This is a genomic window from Pseudomonas sp. B329 (assembly GCF_023127835.1).
GTDB lineage: Bacteria > Pseudomonadota > Gammaproteobacteria > Pseudomonadales > Pseudomonadaceae > Aquipseudomonas > Aquipseudomonas synxantha_A.
Map to the genome: position 1 here is coordinate 316,949 of NZ_SPKP01000022.1, position 16,743 is coordinate 333,691.

The 16,743-nt window shown below is 56.2% G+C and carries 21 protein-coding genes and 1 tRNA gene; 19 read left to right on the forward strand and 3 right to left on the reverse strand.

All coding sequences use genetic code 11. The annotated features are described in order from the left end of the window. The first annotated feature begins 127 nt into the window (after positions 1 to 127). The 19 genes from E4P00_RS14910 (at position 128) to E4P00_RS15000 (ending at position 14,584) form a co-directional block, all read left to right on the forward strand. Entirely contained in the window at positions 128 to 1,852 is a 1,725-nt protein-coding gene (locus E4P00_RS14910) for a tetratricopeptide repeat protein (RefSeq protein WP_032878004.1), read from the forward strand. 4 nt (positions 1,853 to 1,856) lie between these two features. After that, the gene (gene lolB / locus E4P00_RS14915) at positions 1,857 to 2,474 is read left to right on the forward strand and encodes a lipoprotein insertase outer membrane protein LolB (RefSeq protein ID WP_032878005.1); all 618 of its coding nucleotides are present in this window, start codon (positions 1,857 to 1,859) and stop codon (positions 2,472 to 2,474) included. A 1-nt stretch (position 2,475) separates the two neighbouring features. Next, positions 2,476 to 3,324 carry a 4-(cytidine 5'-diphospho)-2-C-methyl-D-erythritol kinase gene (gene ispE / locus E4P00_RS14920; protein WP_248131879.1) on the forward strand — a complete coding sequence of 283 codons (849 nt, stop codon included), beginning with the start codon at positions 2,476 to 2,478 and terminating at the stop codon, positions 3,322 to 3,324. Between the two features lie 37 nt (positions 3,325 to 3,361). Further along, a tRNA-Gln gene (locus E4P00_RS14925) sits at positions 3,362 to 3,436 on the forward strand. A gap of 46 nt (positions 3,437 to 3,482) precedes the next feature. Next, entirely contained in the window at positions 3,483 to 4,424 is a 942-nt protein-coding gene (locus E4P00_RS14930; protein WP_003208392.1) for a ribose-phosphate pyrophosphokinase, read from the forward strand. 138 nt (positions 4,425 to 4,562) lie between these two features. Further along, the gene (locus E4P00_RS14935; RefSeq protein ID WP_005784612.1) at positions 4,563 to 5,168 is read left to right on the forward strand and encodes a 50S ribosomal protein L25/general stress protein Ctc; all 606 of its coding nucleotides are present in this window, start codon (positions 4,563 to 4,565) and stop codon (positions 5,166 to 5,168) included. Between the two features lie 167 nt (positions 5,169 to 5,335). Beyond that, positions 5,336 to 5,920 carry an aminoacyl-tRNA hydrolase gene (pth, locus tag E4P00_RS14940; RefSeq protein WP_005784610.1) on the forward strand — a complete coding sequence of 195 codons (585 nt, stop codon included), beginning with the start codon at positions 5,336 to 5,338 and terminating at the stop codon, positions 5,918 to 5,920. Between the two features lie 22 nt (positions 5,921 to 5,942). After that, entirely contained in the window at positions 5,943 to 7,043 is a 1,101-nt protein-coding gene (ychF, locus tag E4P00_RS14945) for a redox-regulated ATPase YchF (RefSeq protein WP_216090715.1), read from the forward strand. A 320-nt stretch (positions 7,044 to 7,363) separates the two neighbouring features. After that, a complete protein-coding gene (locus E4P00_RS14950) occupies positions 7,364 to 8,287 on the forward strand; it encodes a sigma 54-interacting transcriptional regulator (protein WP_078820235.1) in 924 nt (307 codons plus the stop codon). Positions 8,288 to 8,527: 240 nt separating this feature from the next. After that, positions 8,528 to 8,725: a type III secretion protein gene (locus E4P00_RS14955; protein WP_143508404.1), complete on the forward strand. Its 198-nt coding sequence runs from the start codon at positions 8,528 to 8,530 to the stop codon at positions 8,723 to 8,725. 118 nt (positions 8,726 to 8,843) lie between these two features. Next, positions 8,844 to 9,215: a type III secretion protein gene (locus tag E4P00_RS14960; RefSeq protein WP_078820234.1), complete on the forward strand. Its 372-nt coding sequence runs from the start codon at positions 8,844 to 8,846 to the stop codon at positions 9,213 to 9,215. Positions 9,216 to 9,217: 2 nt separating this feature from the next. Continuing rightward, positions 9,218 to 10,018, forward strand: a complete 801-nt coding sequence (gene sctJ / locus E4P00_RS14965; RefSeq protein ID WP_032878009.1) for a type III secretion inner membrane ring lipoprotein SctJ — start codon at positions 9,218 to 9,220, stop codon at positions 10,016 to 10,018. Positions 10,019 to 10,031: 13 nt separating this feature from the next. Then, positions 10,032 to 10,613 (forward strand): type III secretion protein, encoded by a 582-nt coding sequence (locus E4P00_RS14970; RefSeq protein ID WP_228309320.1) that lies wholly within the window; start codon positions 10,032 to 10,034, stop codon positions 10,611 to 10,613. Further along, positions 10,591 to 11,184 carry a type III secretion system stator protein SctL gene (gene sctL, locus E4P00_RS14975; protein ID WP_032878011.1) on the forward strand — a complete coding sequence of 198 codons (594 nt, stop codon included), beginning with the start codon at positions 10,591 to 10,593 and terminating at the stop codon, positions 11,182 to 11,184. Before E4P00_RS14970 ends, sctL begins: the two co-directional genes overlap by 23 nt. Before the next feature lie 88 nt (positions 11,185 to 11,272). Further along, positions 11,273 to 11,488, forward strand: coding sequence for a hypothetical protein (locus tag E4P00_RS14980; protein WP_032878012.1), 216 nt, complete (start codon positions 11,273 to 11,275; stop codon positions 11,486 to 11,488). After that, complete coding sequence (locus E4P00_RS14985; protein ID WP_078820233.1) at positions 11,489 to 11,881, forward strand: type III secretion protein; 393 nt, start codon at positions 11,489 to 11,491, stop codon at positions 11,879 to 11,881. It abuts the gene before it with no gap. A gap of 14 nt (positions 11,882 to 11,895) precedes the next feature. After that, positions 11,896 to 14,022: a type III secretion system outer membrane ring subunit SctC gene (gene sctC / locus E4P00_RS14990; RefSeq protein ID WP_216090714.1), complete on the forward strand. Its 2,127-nt coding sequence runs from the start codon at positions 11,896 to 11,898 to the stop codon at positions 14,020 to 14,022. Then, complete coding sequence (gene hrpT, locus E4P00_RS14995) at positions 14,019 to 14,222, forward strand: HrpT family type III secretion system protein (protein WP_081883307.1); 204 nt, start codon at positions 14,019 to 14,021, stop codon at positions 14,220 to 14,222. Before sctC ends, hrpT begins: the two co-directional genes overlap by 4 nt. Then, entirely contained in the window at positions 14,219 to 14,584 is a 366-nt protein-coding gene (locus E4P00_RS15000) for a transcriptional regulator (protein ID WP_078820231.1), read from the forward strand. Before hrpT ends, E4P00_RS15000 begins: the two co-directional genes overlap by 4 nt. On the opposite strand, the gene sctU is transcribed toward E4P00_RS15000, so the two are convergent. Genes sctU through sctS form a run of 3 tightly spaced genes read right to left on the reverse strand, consistent with a single transcriptional unit; the run spans position 14,585 to position 16,741 of the window. Continuing rightward, positions 14,585 to 15,682, reverse strand: a complete 1,098-nt coding sequence (sctU, locus tag E4P00_RS15005; protein ID WP_032878016.1) for a type III secretion system export apparatus subunit SctU — start codon at positions 15,680 to 15,682, stop codon at positions 14,585 to 14,587. Continuing rightward, positions 15,679 to 16,467: a type III secretion system export apparatus subunit SctT gene (gene sctT, locus E4P00_RS15010; RefSeq protein ID WP_078820230.1), complete on the reverse strand. Its 789-nt coding sequence runs from the start codon at positions 16,465 to 16,467 to the stop codon at positions 15,679 to 15,681. The genes sctU and sctT overlap by 4 nt, the downstream gene beginning before the upstream one ends. A gap of 10 nt (positions 16,468 to 16,477) precedes the next feature. Further along, positions 16,478 to 16,741, reverse strand: coding sequence for a type III secretion system export apparatus subunit SctS (gene sctS, locus E4P00_RS15015; RefSeq protein WP_014716816.1), 264 nt, complete (start codon positions 16,739 to 16,741; stop codon positions 16,478 to 16,480). Between the last annotated feature and the right edge of the window lie 2 nt (positions 16,742 to 16,743).

The window sequence follows — 16,743 nt, forward strand, 5'->3', positions numbered from 1 at the left end:
GAACAACCACCGTCGTCTATTGTCCTAATGAGTTATGCCTATAAAGGCCTCCACTGAGACTCGGTTATGTTTGGCCGAAGGCTTGTGTCATGATGATCCGACCGCAGGTTAGTCGTCCTCTTCCTATATGAATAGATCTTCCGCGTTGCTCCTTGCTTTTGTCTTTCTCAGCGGCTGCCAGGCCATGGCACCCGTGTCGCCGGAGGCTACGCCGCCGGTAGAAGACACCTCCCCCGCCCCTGAAAAGCCCAAGGTTTATTCCTCGTTCAGTGAAGAAACGATCTACAGCCTGCTGACCGCGGAACTGGCCGGCCAGCGTAATCGTTTCGATATTGCGCTGGATAATTACGTGACCCAGGCCATCAACACCCAGGATCCGGGCATTTCCGAGCGTGCGTTTCGCATCGCCGAATACCTGGGCGCCGACCAGGCTGCGCTGGATACGTCGCTGATCTGGGCAAAAAATGCCCCCGATGATCTGGAAGCCCAGCGCGCCGCCGCCGTGCAACTGGCGCGCGCGGGCCGCTATGACGACTCTATGGTCTATATGGAGAAAGTCCTGCAGGGCAAGGGCGACACGCATTTCGACTTCCTGGCACTGTCGGCCGCCGACACCGATCAGGACACCCGCAATGGCCTGATGAAGAGCTTCGACCGCCTGCTGCAAAAGCATCCGAAGAACAGCCAGTTGATTTTCGGCAAAGCCTTGCTGTTGCAACAGGATGACGAAGCCGACGCCGCACTCAAATTGCTTGAGCAGAACCCGCCGGAAGACGGCGAGATCGCGCCGATCCTGCTGCGAGCACGCCTGCTGCAGAACCTCAACCGCGGCAAGGAAGCGATTCCTCTGCTGGAAAAAAGCATCAAGAAATACCCGGACGACAAGCGCCTGCGCCTGACTTATGCGCGAATGCTGGTTGAGCAGGACCGCATGGAAGACGCCAAAGTGCAGTTCGCCAACCTGGTCCAGCAATACCCCGACGACGACGAACTGCGCTATTCGCTGGCCCTGGTGTGCCTGGAAGCCAAAGCCTGGGATGAGGCCAAGGGCTACCTGGAACAGTTGATTGAACGTGACAGCCATGTCGACTCGGCGCACCTGAACCTGGGCCGCATCGCTGAAGAACGCAACGACCCGCAGGCCGCCCTGCTCGAGTACGCCCAGGTCGGCCCCGGCAATGACTACCTGCCCGCCCAGTTGCGCCAGGCCGACATCCTGATGAGCAATGGCCGTACCGACGAAGCGGAAAAACGCCTGGCGGCGGCCCGCGATGCCGAGCCGGACTACGCCATCCAACTGTACTTGATCCAGGCCGAGACCTTATCGGCCAACAAGCAGGGCGAACGCGCCTGGAAGCTGCTGCAACAAGCTTTGTTGCAATATCCCGACGATTTGAACCTGCTGTACACCCGCGCCATGCAGGCAGAAAAACGCGATGACCTGGCCCAACTGGAAAAGGACCTGCGCCTGATCATCAAGCGCGACCCGGATAACGCCATGGCACTCAACGCCCTGGGTTACACCTTGTCCGACCGCACCACGCGTTACGCCGAAGCCAAGGTACTGATCGAACAGGCCCATGCGCTCAACCCTGAAGACCCGGCTGTACTCGACAGCCTGGGTTGGGTGAATTACCGCCTGGGCAACCTCGACGAGGCCGAGCGCTTGCTGCGCCAGGCACTGGAGCGCTTTCCCGATCAAGAAGTTGCCGCGCACCTGGGCGAAGTGCTCTGGGCCAAGGGCAAGCAACGCGAAGCACGACAAATCTGGGAAAAATTCCTCAAGGAACAACCCGAAAGCCCAATCCTGCGCGGCACCATCAAGCGCCTGACCGGATCCGAGACCCTTTAAGCTTATGTTCTTGCGCCACATTATCGTTTTCAGTTTTATCGCCCTGCTCGCCGGTTGCGCGGGCGTAGGCACCCGTGAATCCGTTGAAGGCCAGGGCAACCCGGCGCAATGGCAACAACACAAGGATCAGCTCAGCAGCATCGACGGCTGGCAGATCGAGGGCAAGGTCGGGGTTCGCGCGCCGAAAGATTCCGGCAGCGGCACCCTGTTCTGGCTGCAACGCCAGGATTATTACGACATTCGCCTCTCGGGCCCGCTGGGCCGGGGGGCGGCTCGCCTGACGGGCCGGCCGGGGCAGGTGAGCCTGGAAGTGGCCAACCAGGGCCGCTATGAAGCGACCTCCCCGGAGGAACTGCTGGAGCAGCAGATCGGCTGGAAGCTGCCTGTCTCGCATTTGGTCTGGTGGGTGCGCGGTCTTCCGGCGCCCGAGAGCAAAAGTCGCCTGAGCCTCAATGGCGACAGTCGCCTTGCCTCCCTGGAGCAGGACGGCTGGCAGGTGGAGTACCTGAGCTACGTGCAACAGAACGGCTATTGGCTGCCCGAGCGCATCAAGCTGCACGGCACCGACCTTGATGTCACGCTGGTGATCAAGGACTGGCAACCGCGCAAGTTGGGGCAATAACGTGACAGAACGCCTGACCCTGCCCTCGCCTGCGAAACTCAATCTGATGCTGCATATTCTTGGTCGCCGTGAAGATGGCTATCACGAGCTGCAGACCCTCTTTCAGTTCCTCGAGTATGGCGATGAGCTGACCTTCGCCGTACGCGACGATGGCGTGATCCAGCTGCACACCGAATTCGAAGGCGTGCCCCACGACAGCAATCTGATCGTGAAGGCGGCGAAAAAACTTCAGCAACAATCCGGCTGCCCGCTCGGGATAGATATCTGGATCGACAAAATCCTGCCCATGGGCGGAGGTATCGGGGGCGGGAGCTCGAATGCTGCAACGACGTTGCTGGGGCTGAACCACTTGTGGCAACTGGGCTGGGACCACGATCGCCTGGCTGTGCTGGGCCTGACGCTGGGCGCGGACGTCCCGGTTTTCGTGCGCGGCCACGCCGCGTTTGCTGAGGGCGTAGGGGAGAAACTTACCCCTGTAGAGCCCGAAGAACCTTGGTATGTCGTGCTTGTGCCGCAAGTATCTGTAAGTACAGCAGAAATTTTTTCAGATCCGTTGTTGACACGTAACTCTTCTCCCATTAAAGTGCGCCCCGTTCCCAAGGGAAACAGTCGAAATGACTGCTTACCGGTTGTAGCAAGGCGTTATCCAGAGGTACGTAACGCTTTGAATTTGTTAGGTAAATTTACCGAAGCAAAATTAACCGGAACTGGAAGTTGTGTGTTTGGGGGCTTCCCAAGCAAAGCTGAAGCTGATAAAGTCTCGGCCCTTCTTACAGAGACCCTTACAGGGTTTGTAGCAAAGGGAAGCAACGTTTCGATGTTGCATCGCAAGCTGCAAAGTCTGCTCTAAAAGGAATCGAGTGTTAGGCACTCGTTGCAACAGATACAGGGGCGTCGCCAAGCGGTAAGGCAGCAGGTTTTGATCCTGCCATGCGTTGGTTCGAATCCAGCCGCCCCTGCCATTTTCTAATACTCATCCAGGTTACCCTCAGCCTCTAGGTACTGCGCGTGTCCAAGATGATGGTCTTTACGGGGAATGCCAACCCCGATCTGGCTCGACGTGTCGTACGTCAGCTGCATATCCCTCTCGGTGACATCTCTGTCGGTAAGTTTTCCGACGGCGAAATTACAGCCGAGATCAATGAAAATGTCCGCGGTAAAGACGTCTTCATTATTCAGCCGACCTGCGCTCCGACCAACGATAACCTGATGGAACTCGTCGTGATGGCTGATGCCTTCCGCCGCTCCTCAGCGACTCGAATCACAGCTGTAATCCCTTACTTTGGTTATGCCCGTCAGGATCGCCGTCCGCGTTCCGCACGTGTGGCTATCAGCGCGAAAGTCGTTGCTGACATGCTGACCGTGGTAGGCATCGACCGTGTTCTCACGGTTGACCTGCACGCTGACCAAATCCAGGGTTTCTTCGATATTCCGGTAGATAACATCTACGGCTCCCCCGTTCTGGTGGATGACATCGAAGACCAGCGCTTTGAAAACCTGATGATCGTGTCCCCGGACATTGGTGGCGTCGTGCGTGCACGGGCCGTTGCCAAATCCCTGGGCGTGGACCTCGGGATCATCGATAAACGCCGTGAAAAAGCCAATCACTCTGAAGTGATGCATATCATCGGTGATGTCGAAGGGCGTACCTGTATTCTGGTTGATGACATGGTCGACACCGCCGGCACCCTGTGCCACGCGGCGAAAGCCCTGAAAGAGCACGGTGCTGCAAAAGTCTTCGCCTACTGCACACACCCTGTGCTGTCGGGCCGAGCGATCGAGAACATCGAGAACTCCATGCTGGACGAACTGGTGGTGACTAACACCATCCCGTTGTCCGCTGCTGCTCAAGCCTGTTCGCGTATCCGTCAACTGGATATCGCACCGGTAGTTGCCGAAGCGGTTCGCCGCATCAGCAATGAAGAATCGATCAGCGCGATGTTCCGTTAAGGGTCAAACCTTCGGAGCACCTCACTGACGAAAAGCGCCCCGCCCCAACATACTGTTGGGGCGGGGCTTTTTTGCCCATATCGCCTTTAGCGCTGGTCGCAAACGCTGGGGCGAATGTGGTTATTTTGGAGATACAACATGAACGATTTTACTCTGAATGCTGAAGTGCGTTCCGACCTGGGGAAAGGTGCGAGCCGCCGCCTGCGTCGTCTCGCAAGCCTGGTTCCAGCTGTAGTTTACGGTGGCGACAAAGCCCCTGAATCCATCAGCATGCTGGCCAAAGAAGTTGCCAAACTGCTCGAAAACGACGCTGCCTACAGCCACGTTATCGAACTGAACGTTGGCGGCAAAAAGCAGAACGTTATCATCAAGGCCCTGCAGCGCCACCCTTCCAAGGGCCACGTACTGCACGCTGACTTCGTACGCGTCGTAGCCGGTCAGAAACTGACCGCTATCGTGCCTGTGCACTTTGTTGGCGAAGAAGCTCCAGTCAAGAAAGGTGGCGTTGTTTCTCACACCACTACCGAGCTGGAAGTAAGCTGCCTGCCGAAAGACCTGCCTGAGTTCATCGAAGTCGACCTGTCGGCTGCTGAAATCGGCACCATCATCCACCTGTCCGACCTCAAGGCCCCTAAAGGCGTTGAGTTCGTTGCACTGGCTCACAACGACGACAAGGCTGTTGCCAACGTCCACGCGCCACGTGTTGTAGCAGAAGATGAAGCCGGCGAAACCGCTGCCGAGTAATACACTCTGCAACGAAGGAGCTTGAGGGAACATCGCGGACCGAAACGTAGCGAGAAAGCGGGCAACAACGCGAAGTTTATCTCTGGATAAGTGAGCTCCTGTCGTCCACTTTCGCCGCACACTTGTGTAGCGATGTTATCCACAACTCCAAAGGAAGGGCCCCTGTCGTGACTGCCATTAAACTGATCGTTGGCCTGGGAAATCCAGGCGCCGAATACGAACAGACCCGGCATAACGCGGGGGCCCTTTTTGTTGAGCGCATCGCCCACGCCCAAGGCATCAACCTTGTGGCCGATCGCAAATATTTCGGCCTGACCGGGCGCTTTTCGCACCAGGGTCAGGATATTCGTCTACTGATTCCCACCACCTACATGAACCGCAGCGGCCAGGCTGTCGCGGCGCTTGCGGGCTTCTTCCGGATCAAACCCGAAGAAATCCTGGTGGCCCATGACGAACTGGACCTGCCACCCGGCGTTGCCAAGCTCAAGCAAGGCGGCGGACACGGCGGGCACAATGGCCTGCGCGACATCATCGCGCAGCTGGGCAATCAGAATACCTTTTACCGTCTGCGGCTCGGCATTGGCCACCCAGGCGTTGCCAGTATGGTTTCAAATTTCGTCCTGGGTCGTGCGCCACGCGCCGAACAGGAAAAACTCGATGCCAGCATCGATTTTGCCCTCGGCGTGCTGCCGGATATCTTCGCCGGTGAATGGAACCGCGCGATGAAAAACCTGCACAGCCAGAAGGCCTGACTTTTACCCGAGGGGAAACACCATGGGATTCAATTGCGGCATCGTCGGCCTGCCCAACGTCGGCAAATCCACCCTGTTCAACGCCCTGACCAAGTCCGGTATTGCGGCGGAGAACTTCCCCTTCTGCACCATCGAACCCAACAGCGGCATCGTGCCGATGCCGGACCCACGCCTGGAGGCACTGGCAGCGATCGTCAACCCCAAGCGCATCCTGCCGACCACCATGGAATTCGTCGACATCGCGGGCCTGGTCGCTGGCGCATCAAAAGGCGAAGGCCTGGGCAACAAGTTCCTGGCCAACATCCGTGAAACCGATGCCATTGCCCATGTGGTCCGCTGCTTTGAAGACGAGAACGTGATCCACGTCTCCAACAGCGTCGACCCCAAGCGCGACATCGAAATCATCGACCTGGAACTGATCTTCGCCGACCTCGACAGCTGCGAAAAGCAACTGCAGAAAGTCGCGCGTAACGCCAAAGGCGGAGACAAGGACGCAGTGGTCCAGAAAGGCCTGCTGGAGCAGTTGATCGCGCACTTCACTGAAGGCAAGCCGGCACGCAGCCTGATGAAGAACATGGGCACCGATGAGAAGGTTGTGATCAAGGGCTTCCACCTGCTGACCACCAAGCCTGTGATGTACATCGCCAACGTCGCCGAAGACGGCTTCGAGAACAACCCGCTGCTCGACGTGGTCAAGGCCATTGCCGAGGAAGAAGGCGCCATTGTTGTTCCGGTATGCAACAAGATCGAAGCTGAAATCGCCGAGCTCGATGACGGCGAAGAAAAAGATATGTTTCTTGAGGCCCTGGGCCTTGAAGAGCCTGGCCTGAACCGTGTGATCCGCGCCGGCTACGAGATGCTCAACCTGCAGACCTACTTCACCGCCGGTGTCGAAGAAGTTCGCGCCTGGACCGTCAAGGTTGGCGCTACCGCGCCACAAGCTGCCGGCGTGATCCACACCGACTTCGAAAAGGGCTTCATCCGCGCCGAAGTGATCGCCTACAACGACTTCATTCAGTACAAGGGTGAAGCCGGCACCAAGGAAGCCGGTAAATGGCGCCTGGAAGGCAAGGAATACGTCGTCAAGGATGGCGATGTAATGCACTTCCGTTTTAACGTGTAAGTACAACCCGCGGTATTGACTGCGGGACCAGAAAAGCCGATGCATTGCATCGGCTTTTTTGTGGGCGAGCGCTTATGAAAAAAGACTTATATCCAAAAAAAATAGATTCTCAGAATATTCCTACTTACCAAACAACCGATTAACCCCGCACTTATTCCTGCAACCAACAAGCCTTAACTTACCATCATTTTCCTACATCACTCCTCCGCTTAAACCTCTCTACACCGAGTGACAACTTTTATAATCTACGTTCTACTGAAATGGCGCTTGCACACCGTATTTGCAACAGTGAAGTAATAGCGAACAGGGAGTATCAATTCATGTCGACCTACGTCCAGAAGGATAATAAAACAGACGTTTCACTCATCGAAGGTCCGGAAATTGAAACCACGCTTAACAACACTGCCGCGCTCAACGTTGACATTCTGTTGCTGGGAGAAACCGGCACCGGAAAAGACACTCTTGCACAGCGGATTCATCGTTTATCGGGGCGACGCGGTAATTTTGTTGCCGTGAACTGTGCGGCAATCCCAGAAAGCCTCGCGGAAAGCCAGTTGTTCGGTGTCAACAGCGGGGCTTATACCGGGGCAATACAATCAAGGGCTGGATTCGTCGAAGCAGCCCACCTGGGTACCCTGTACCTGGATGAGATCGACAGCATGCCCCTGAACCTGCAAGCCAAGCTCCTGCGCGTGCTGGAGTGCCGTGGGGTGGAACGCCTGGGCTCGACTCGGTTGATCTCCGTGGACATGCGCGTCATCGCATCAGCCCAGCAGTCGCTGCAAATCATGGTCGAACAAGGCGCCTTCAGGCGTGACCTCTACTTTCGTTTGAATGTGGTCAACATCGAGCTCCCCGCCCTGCGATATCGGCGCGAACGCATCATCCCGTTGTTTCTGGAAATGGTTCAGGAAGAAGCGGAGCAGTTCAAATGCAGTGCCCCATCGCCTCCTGACAGCCTGCTGCATCAACTGCTCTGTCACTCCTGGCTGGGTAATGTGCGCGAACTACGTTCGACGGCGAAACGGTTCGTCTTGGGCCTCCCGCCGCTCTCAACTCCCGCCTGCAGACAGCAACCACTTCAGACGGACCTGAAGACACGCCTCCAACAAATTGAAAAAGCATTGATTGAAGAATCCATGTACCGCCACCACCACTGTGTAGATACCGTAGCAATTGAACTGGGGGTCGCTAAGCGCACGCTGTATTACAGGATGAAACACTTGAATATATCACTGGCATAAGCTCAATCATTCCTCTCACAGCTAATAAGTAGGCCATAAAAACCCTGTATCGCCAAAGACCTGATCAAACAACCACTCAAGAAAACAATTAGTTACATCGCGACCTGGAAACATCTGGAACGCATTACTAATACGGGCCACACAGTTGTTGCCAGAAGCAAATCTCTGTAACACGTAGATGTTCCGTGATTTGACCGATGGAAAAATAAAGACCCCAAAAACCCATAGTAGGATTTCTATATGATTGTTGGCGCAGGAAGTGGTACAGGCTCTATACCGCAGACATCTTCAGGGAATATGGTTGGAGCTGGAGGCGCGAACGAGGGCTCAGCCGAAGCTATCTTCGAGAAAATGAAGGCTGATGCAATAAAAAATGGCTGGAAGAGTGCTGAAGTAAAAAATATTCAAGCATTGATCCGGTCGGGCTCAGGCCAATAATCGCGAGGTGATCGATTACCTTTCAGGCTTTGCAGCCCGAAAGGTAATCATCCAACCGGCCCGACAGAGCATTTTAGTGCTCTAGAGCCGCTATCCACCCTGAATGAGTAGACACTCCATGCAAATAGTAAACGACCGCTTTTCACAGAAAAGCAGCAATACCGAACACGACCGTAAGCCACCGGAACAATCGGCAGGCGGTACGGACGTCAGTTTTTTCACGTCACTGTTCGAAGGCTCCCATCCCACAAGCACAATCTCTGCCAAGCCTGAAGGCTCACTCCTTTTGACAGAAGCATCAAAGCACCTGAGCAACTCAAGAGATGGCTTCGCAAAAATAATCCGCTCAACCAAAAAGGGGATTGATGTTGAGGCAATAGGAAATTACCCACGCGAGTTACATAACGCACAACTTACAACACAACTGATGGTGAAATGTCTTGCCAAGACAACGCAGTGCATTGACAAGATCAGCAACATGCAGTCTTGAGCATGAATAACTCTCTGCTTGTCGCTTTAGTTTTGAGTATGACTTTTATATTGAGCGGATGTGGTGACCGGGTAGAACTGCATCGCCAACTGTCCGAACAAGAAGCCAATGAGGTTGTAGCCGAATTGGCTGATAAACATATTCGCGCGCAAAAGGTACCGGCCAAAGACGGGGTCGTCGTAACGGTTAATACAAGCGACATCGGGCGCGCCGTACGTACCTTGGAAGCCGCCGGCCTTCCCCGGCTCGCCCGGACCACTATGGGGGATACCTTTCGCAAGGAAGGGGTAATTTCCACCCCTCTGGAAGAGCGTGCCCGCTACATTTATGCCTTATCTCAAGAGCTTGAAACCACGTTATCCAAGATCGACGGCGTGATCGTCGCACGTGTGCATGTGGTATTGCCTGAACGCATAGCGCCAGGAGAGCCGGTCCAACCCGCATCCGCTTCCGTATTCATCAAGCATGATCCACGCCTGGACCCCGACAACATTCGCGCCCGGGTCCGCAGAATGGTGGCGAGCAGTATCCCGGGGATGACCACCGCAGTGGATAACCCGCAAAAACTCACGGTGGTGTTTGTACCGGCCTCCACTTATCAGGAACAACAACGCCTGGTGTATTTCGGCCCCTTCCTGGTGCCCGGCGACGATCTCGGATTCTGGCGATCCAGCATCATGATCTTGCTGCTCGGTCTGGCTTCGGCCGTGGCAGCCATGATCTTCCTGCAAGCGCGGCGCAAGCGTCCTCATCTGGAGCCCGCGCTTACAGGAAACTCAACGGGGCCAACGCATGGCACCTAGACCCGATCATCTGATGCGTGAACAACTGGCCTGGGCTCAATGGTGGGCTTTTCCCTGGAAACAGGCCCACGAAGACTGGAGAGGCGACAAGTATCGTGCGATTGAAAGGCTTTTTTATAGCGGTCGGTCAGCGCCAGAAGACCTTACGGGTTTTGTCGCCTGCTTGCCGGCTGCACCTCATGCCACTGTGCTTCGGTTGGCCCTGGCCTCCACGGACCAACTCAACCTGGCGCTGGCATTGGCCAACCACACGTTCAATCCCCAGGCAGCATCACCCTTGAGTGAAGATCATCATGAGTGGTGCATGCGCCTCTCCATGGCGCTGCACCCTTCCATGCTGCCCCCACATTCCGATCCGCTGCGACTACTTCATAGCTGGGTTGAGCCCGCTACCTGGCAGCGCCTTCGATTGCGTTTCCCCCGTACACGTGTGAGCGAGGCTGAAACAGCAGACGCCCCACTCGAAAGTGCGAGCAGCCGATTGAACACCCTCTGGCAGGCCGTCGTCTGGCGCGTCGCAAGCATGGCGAGCGACAACATGCCCCTGTCTCGCAAGGATGAGGAAAGCAGCGATGTTATGCCGACATACTATTGAGTTACGCAAGGACGCATCCGGCACGCGAGCCAACCTTATCCCGCGCGAAGAGCTAGCCAATTGGGAACAGGCCAACCATCTCTTGAGCCACGCCAATGCCCAGGCCGACGAATTGATACGTATGACCGAAAAAAAATGCGAGGCCATGCTTGAACAAGCCTCACTGGAAATCTGGCAACGCGCCGACGCTCAACTCAAACAATGGGAACGTGACCGTCAATCGATGTGCGACAACCTTGAACACTACGCGACCGCCATCACCAACCAAGCCATTCGCTGTCTGCTCGACGAGACAACTGCCCCGCAACGGCTCGCAGCGCTGTTGAAACAATTGCTGGATAGCCAAGTTCAGGAAGTCAGTGCGACGTTGCTCTGTCATCCCCATGATCTTGAGGAGATAAGGCAGGGCCTTGCCCGTCACAAGAGCAGATTCTGGAAGTTAAACGCCGACGACACGGTTCATCCTCAAACACTCGTATTGAAAACAGATGAGGGGGACTTCCGTATCAGCTGGAATGCCATGCTCGACACTTTTTTCAATCAGGGCAAAGAGTACTCGATCGAGATCTAATCCTACGAGCACAGAGACTTTATTTATATTCTCCGCTCAGAACTAACTGTTTAAATTCACCCATCAACATAGCTATCAGAGGGAAATCATGGATTTTTTCAAAGAGCTGACTCATTCGATTGCCAGAAATAAAACTTCTACATACAAAGAGTTCAAGTCCGGTTTTGAAGAAAGCCTGGCGGCAGAAGACAGCGAGCGGTTTCACAATTTAGTAACGCGCAGAGAGGTCACCTTTGCGCTTTATAGTGAGCACGGTAAAACAGTCAATCAGATGCTCAAAACAACCATTGAAAGTTTTCAGTAAATGAAAGCGCTCGTGGGTGACTGGTTGAGCGGCAGGGAGGAAAAAATCGCCATATTTGAAGGTGACGACGAAGTCACCTTGCGACGTCAGGGCGACGCCGTTTTATTGGGTGTTCAACTGACCTCAGCGGTGACAGATAACTCAGCCTTGCAAGGCTGGCTGCGCCTGGGTGCTGCCAGCTTGAACCATTTTCAGGGTGCATTGGCTCAAAAAGCTGACACAGGTGCGCTATGGCTGATTCAAAGTCTGCGCACCGACCGTGGTGAAGCCCACGTACTGAATTGCCTCGAGACCCTGCTGAACCAACGTGACACATGGCGCGCCATCGTTGCGCGTCTTGCTCGTCCAGCCCAAAACCTCAAACCCACCCCGCTACGTTCACGCGCGTACTAATCAGAGAACTGTCTATGCCTAACAAGACCCATAAGGGCGGCCGCTTGTGCCTTGACTCGCCTGATGCTTCATTCAAAAGAGCCCATTGGCGGAATGTGTTCCTGTTTTCCTGGCTGCTGGTTTCAACTCAAAGCGCGGTGGCGGCGATCCCCGCCGAATGGAAGAACACCGCCTACGCTTATGAAGCCGAGCATAAGCCAGTTCGGGACGTGCTCGACGACTTCGCCCAAACCTTCGGTACGCAACTGCAAATAGAGGGCCTGCTGGAGGGCACCGTCAACGGCAAGATACGCGCCAATACCCCACAATCCTTGCTCGACCGGCTGGGAGTAGAACATCGCTTCCAATGGTATCTGTACAACAACACACTCTACATCAGCACCCTGGACCAGCAAGAGTCCGCGCGCCTGGAGGTTTCCTCTGAGACCATTGCCGACCTCAAGCAGGCGCTCACTGATATTGGCCTGCTCGATAGTCGCTTCGGCTGGGGTGAGTTGCCCGAGGATGGCGTCGTGCTCGTCTCCGGACCTCGGCGCTATATCGAACAAATCAAGCAGTTCAGCAGCCAACGCCGCACCGTGGATGAAAAACAGACGGTGCTGAGCTTCCCGCTGAAGTTCGCCAATGCCGCTGATCGTCAAGTGGATTACCGCGGCCAGAAGCTGACCATTGCCGGTGTTTCCAGCATTGTGCAAGGGCTGCTGGAGCCCCGTTCAAATCCGATCTCCTCGGTGCTGAGCCAGCGCCCTTCCTCACAGCCCTCGCCTATTGCGCCGAATGTTCCCCGCTTGAGCAATCCCATGCTGGGGCAGATACTCGGTACAAACAGCAACACCATGCCATTGGATATTGGCGCCACACTCCCCCCGCGTGCACCGATACCCAGCAGCCGGATTCGCGTCGAAGCCGACATTCGCAATAACGCAGTCCTGATCTATGACCTGCCAGAGCGCCAGGCCATGTACCGCGAGTTGATCGCTCAACTCGATGTGGCGCGCAAACTGGTGGAGATCGACACGATCATTCTGGATATCGAGCGTACGCAGTTGGATGAGTTCGGCGTGAACTGGGGGTTTCAGAACAGCCGGTTCCGTGCAGGTTCGTCATCCCAACAGTTGTCGCTTGAGAATCGCGAACGTTTCTATGCCGACATACGCGCCCTGGAAGCCAAGGGGCTGGCGACGATGGTTTCCAACCCGTCCGTGCTCACCCTGGAAAACCAGCCGGCGGTGATCGACTTCAACCGCACTCAATACCTGACACCTGGTCGGCAGAACGCAACCATCTTGCCGGTCACCGTGGGGACCAGCGTTCAGGTCATACCCCGCGTCATCACCAGCCGCGGCAGCCATCAGATTCACTTGGTCGTGGATATCGAGGACGGCACGTTCGACGAATCCAACCCCAACCGTAACCTCAGGGACCTGGATGTTCGCCGCGGTAACGTCAGCACCCAGGCCGTCATGGCGGAAAAGCGCTCTATGGTTGTAGGCGGCTTCCACGTCACGGAAAGCACCGACAGGCAAAGCAAGGTGCCACTGCTGGGTGATATCCCGTTGCTGGGCAAGGCGCTGTTCTCTTCCAGCGAAAGGCAGAACAATCGGCGTGAACGCCTTTTTATCATCACGCCGCGCGTCATCGGCGACCAGGCCGATCCGTCTCGCTATTTACCCCAGGCAGATCAGGCCCAATTGCAGGCGGCGCTGGCACCGCTGGCCAGGCGTAACGCCCCTCACCAGCCGGTGATCAAGCGTAGCGACGTGATCAGTACCCTGGCGCACCTGGTGACTGGGCAAGTGCCCAAGGCCTTCAAGTTGGCGCCAATGCCTCTGGGGTTGAACACGCTGTGCAGCACCCGCGACCTGCTCGCACTGAGTACCGAGCGCAGCCAATGGTATGCAGGCCCTGAGTACAACGTTGCAGTCGTAGTACTACGCAACCAGTTCAACCGCAATGTGCGCATCGATGAAAAAGAATGCAGCAACTCGCAAACGCTTGCCGTCACCGTGTGGCCACACGCCTGGTTGAAACCGGGAGAGGAAGCCGAGGTATTTATTGCCATGCGTCCGGTGGTGAAGGATGAACACCTCAGCGTACCGCGCCCCACCTTGATTACGCCATCTCAAAAGGTTCGCCCATGAAACATCAATTGTTGTGCGTCACTCTGATCGGTACGGCGCTGCTTGTCAGCGCTTGCACCCCCACGTGCAAAGGCGACTCCTGCTCACGCCCCCAATCGACCGCACAAAAGATGGTGATCTGGTGGCCATCTCACATGCGCGTCGAGCCCGGCCCTTCCGGGGAGCGAGCGGATTACCAGACGATATCGCTGGAACGATGAGCATCAAGGAAATACCCGACGAACCACGCCAGGTATTTCTGGAGAACCTGGTGAGCGGCGCTGCCACTCACCAGGTTCTCACTCGGGGCATCGAGGTGCGCGCGCTCAACGCGGGTAATCACCCTGGACTGGCCTTGCACATCATTCGCGAAGCGTTGCAAGCCGGGCAACTACAACGCGTATTGCAGCGCCGCTTTGAGCAGGCACAGGTGTTTGATGGCTGTTTTATCTATCTCGATACCCAGGGCGCCTTGGTGATCTGGCACGCATTGCCCACCTCCCACTGCAATCCGGGCAGGATCCTCAGCAGGATGCTCTCGCTGGCCAATCTCAGCGCTCTGGACCCAGGCTCCAGTCGCTGATCAGCGCTGATCAAGCTCAGGCAATTCCAGCGTTTCGCGCTTGGCTTCGTCATCCAGCTCGCGCAAGGTGCGGTAGATCAACGCTACGGCCTGCAAGGTCTCGCGAGGAATGCTTGCACCCAGCTGCTTGGTATAGATCGTGCGGGCCAGCCACACACATTGAATCACCGGGACCTCGGCGACCTTTGCGCGCGCGATCAGTTTTCGCGCTTCGTCGTCCGTGCCCTTGCTGATCAGCAGGGGCAAAGGCGTCTCGCCTGGGCGGTAGTACAGCGCGACTGCAAAGTGCGTCGGGTTGACCACCAACATGTCGGCTTCTTCCAGCTTGGGCAGCTTGACCTTCGGCTCCTCTTGCGCCAATTCCTGCGCCAACTGACGGCGCTGGCCTTTCACATGCGGGTCGCCCTCCATGTCCTTGTACTCTTTGACGACCTCAACCTGTGTCATGCGCATACGCTTGGCGAAGAAGTGCTTTTGCAAAGTCAGATCGATCAGCGCCAACACCAGCAACAGCCCCAGGCAGGCATGCAGCAGGTGACGGAACAACGCGATCAGCGCCAGCAGATAGCTCTGCAGGTCGCTGTTGGCAAGGTTAATCAACGCCCCCAACGCGGGCCAGACCACCACGTACACAATCAGGCCCAGTAGGAACGCCTTGGCGATGCTCATCAGCAGATTCATTAACGACTGGGCAGAGAACATCTGCTTGATCTGGCTGATAGGGTTGAGGCGATTGAAATCCATCTTCAGCGTGTCCGGCGCGAACAGCAGGCCGAACTGCATCCAACTGGCAATCAGCTTCGCGGCAATCGCAAGCCCGGCCATCAACAGAGAGAACGAGAAAAACATCACCAGGCCCTCCACCAGCACTTCTTCCAGCACCCGCGCAAACGGCTGGCCCAAGCGTGATATCGGCAACACCAGCAGTTGCTGAAAGCGTTGCAAGCTGGTTTCGGCAGTGAACAAAGCGACCTCACTGATAGCCGTCAGCGCCAGCAGCTTGCTCACATCCTGGCTCTGCGCAACCTGACCTTTCTTACGTTGGTCACGCAGCTTCTTGGCGGACGCCGGATGCTTTTTTTCCCCCGAATCACTCACGGCGCCGAGACCTTGAACAAAAGCCCCAGGTAGTGCTTAAGGTCACCCAGCTGGCTCATACGCCCGACAATAAGATCCTGTAACAGTGCGAAGTACAGCAACAAAATACCGATTCCCGCCAGGCACTTGACCGGCGGAGCCAAGGTACTCACTTGCAATTGCTGGCTGTAGACCCCCAGTAACGCGATACCGAACTCCAACAGCAACAGCACGGCAATAAAGGGCGCGGCATAAAGCATCATGTGCATGAATGTGTCACTGAGCAGCCCAACAAATACGCTCATGCCATTAGCTGCTGGAAGCGGAAACCACACGGTGGGTGGCCAGATCAGGTAACTGTCCCAGATCACCTGGGTGAGTGCGCCCAACCCCAGGATGGCCATCAGCAAGTAAATCGCCAGTTGCTTGAACATGTGCCCGATCGGCGTCGCGTCCGGCCCCAGTGACGGGTTAAGTTGGCCACCGGCCAAGGCTCCACGCTGGTTGTCCAGCAGCGCTCCCACCGACTCGAACATCCAGAACGGCATCGCCAACAACACCCCCAGCAGCAACCCCAACGCTACCTCCTTGAGCATCAGCGCACCGAGCATCAATGCTGAATAGTCCTGCCCTGCCAAAGCAGCATGAATACCTGGAGCGGGCAACAACGCCATGACCATCACGATGGTGTGCCGGGGCAGGCCGCGCACATGTTGAAAACAAAACGCCGCTACCAGGATGCCACAGGGGTAGATACGCGCCATGCCGATCAACAGGCTGGGGAGATACTCAAGATAAAGCAGCACAGGCAACGCCTTAGTTCAGGGCCGAACGGCCGATCATTTCAAACGTCAGGTTGATCAGCTGGATCAACTCCACGCCAATCCATCGGCCCGTGAGGATCAATGTGACACCCACCGCCACTAGTTTGATACCAAAGGGTAATGTCTGGTCCTGGATCTGCATCAGCGCTTGTACCAAAGAGGTCAGCACCCCCACCACCACCGCCACGATCAGCGGCGGTGCAGACAGTACAACCACCAGCAACATGCCCTGCTTGAACAGCACGATAGGTTCCATAC

Excerpts from the sequence above, each read along its gene's own strand:
- E4P00_RS14970 (WP_228309320.1), top strand. The coding sequence starts at position 10,032 with ATGCGTGAACAACTGGCCTGGGCTCAATGGTGGGCTTTTCCCTGGAAA.
- E4P00_RS15000 (WP_078820231.1), top strand. The coding sequence starts at position 14,219 with ATGAGCATCAAGGAAATACCCGACGAACCACGCCAGGTATTTCTGGAG.
- E4P00_RS14985 (WP_078820233.1), top strand. The coding sequence starts at position 11,489 with ATGAAAGCGCTCGTGGGTGACTGGTTGAGCGGCAGGGAGGAAAAAATC.
- sctJ (WP_032878009.1), top strand. The coding sequence starts at position 9,218 with ATGAATAACTCTCTGCTTGTCGCTTTAGTTTTGAGTATGACTTTTATA.
- lolB (WP_032878005.1), top strand. The coding sequence starts at position 1,857 with ATGTTCTTGCGCCACATTATCGTTTTCAGTTTTATCGCCCTGCTCGCC.
- E4P00_RS14950 (WP_078820235.1), top strand. The coding sequence starts at position 7,364 with ATGTCGACCTACGTCCAGAAGGATAATAAAACAGACGTTTCACTCATC.
- E4P00_RS14910 (WP_032878004.1), top strand. The coding sequence starts at position 128 with ATGAATAGATCTTCCGCGTTGCTCCTTGCTTTTGTCTTTCTCAGCGGC.
- sctC (WP_216090714.1), top strand. The coding sequence starts at position 11,896 with ATGCCTAACAAGACCCATAAGGGCGGCCGCTTGTGCCTTGACTCGCCT.
- sctL (WP_032878011.1), top strand. The coding sequence starts at position 10,591 with ATGTTATGCCGACATACTATTGAGTTACGCAAGGACGCATCCGGCACG.
- sctS (WP_014716816.1), bottom strand. The coding sequence starts at position 16,741 with ATGGAACCTATCGTGCTGTTCAAGCAGGGCATGTTGCTGGTGGTTGTA.
- E4P00_RS14935 (WP_005784612.1), top strand. The coding sequence starts at position 4,563 with ATGAACGATTTTACTCTGAATGCTGAAGTGCGTTCCGACCTGGGGAAA.
- E4P00_RS14980 (WP_032878012.1), top strand. The coding sequence starts at position 11,273 with ATGGATTTTTTCAAAGAGCTGACTCATTCGATTGCCAGAAATAAAACT.
- ychF (WP_216090715.1), top strand. The coding sequence starts at position 5,943 with ATGGGATTCAATTGCGGCATCGTCGGCCTGCCCAACGTCGGCAAATCC.
- E4P00_RS14960 (WP_078820234.1), top strand. The coding sequence starts at position 8,844 with ATGCAAATAGTAAACGACCGCTTTTCACAGAAAAGCAGCAATACCGAA.
- E4P00_RS14955 (WP_143508404.1), top strand. The coding sequence starts at position 8,528 with ATGATTGTTGGCGCAGGAAGTGGTACAGGCTCTATACCGCAGACATCT.
- hrpT (WP_081883307.1), top strand. The coding sequence starts at position 14,019 with ATGAAACATCAATTGTTGTGCGTCACTCTGATCGGTACGGCGCTGCTT.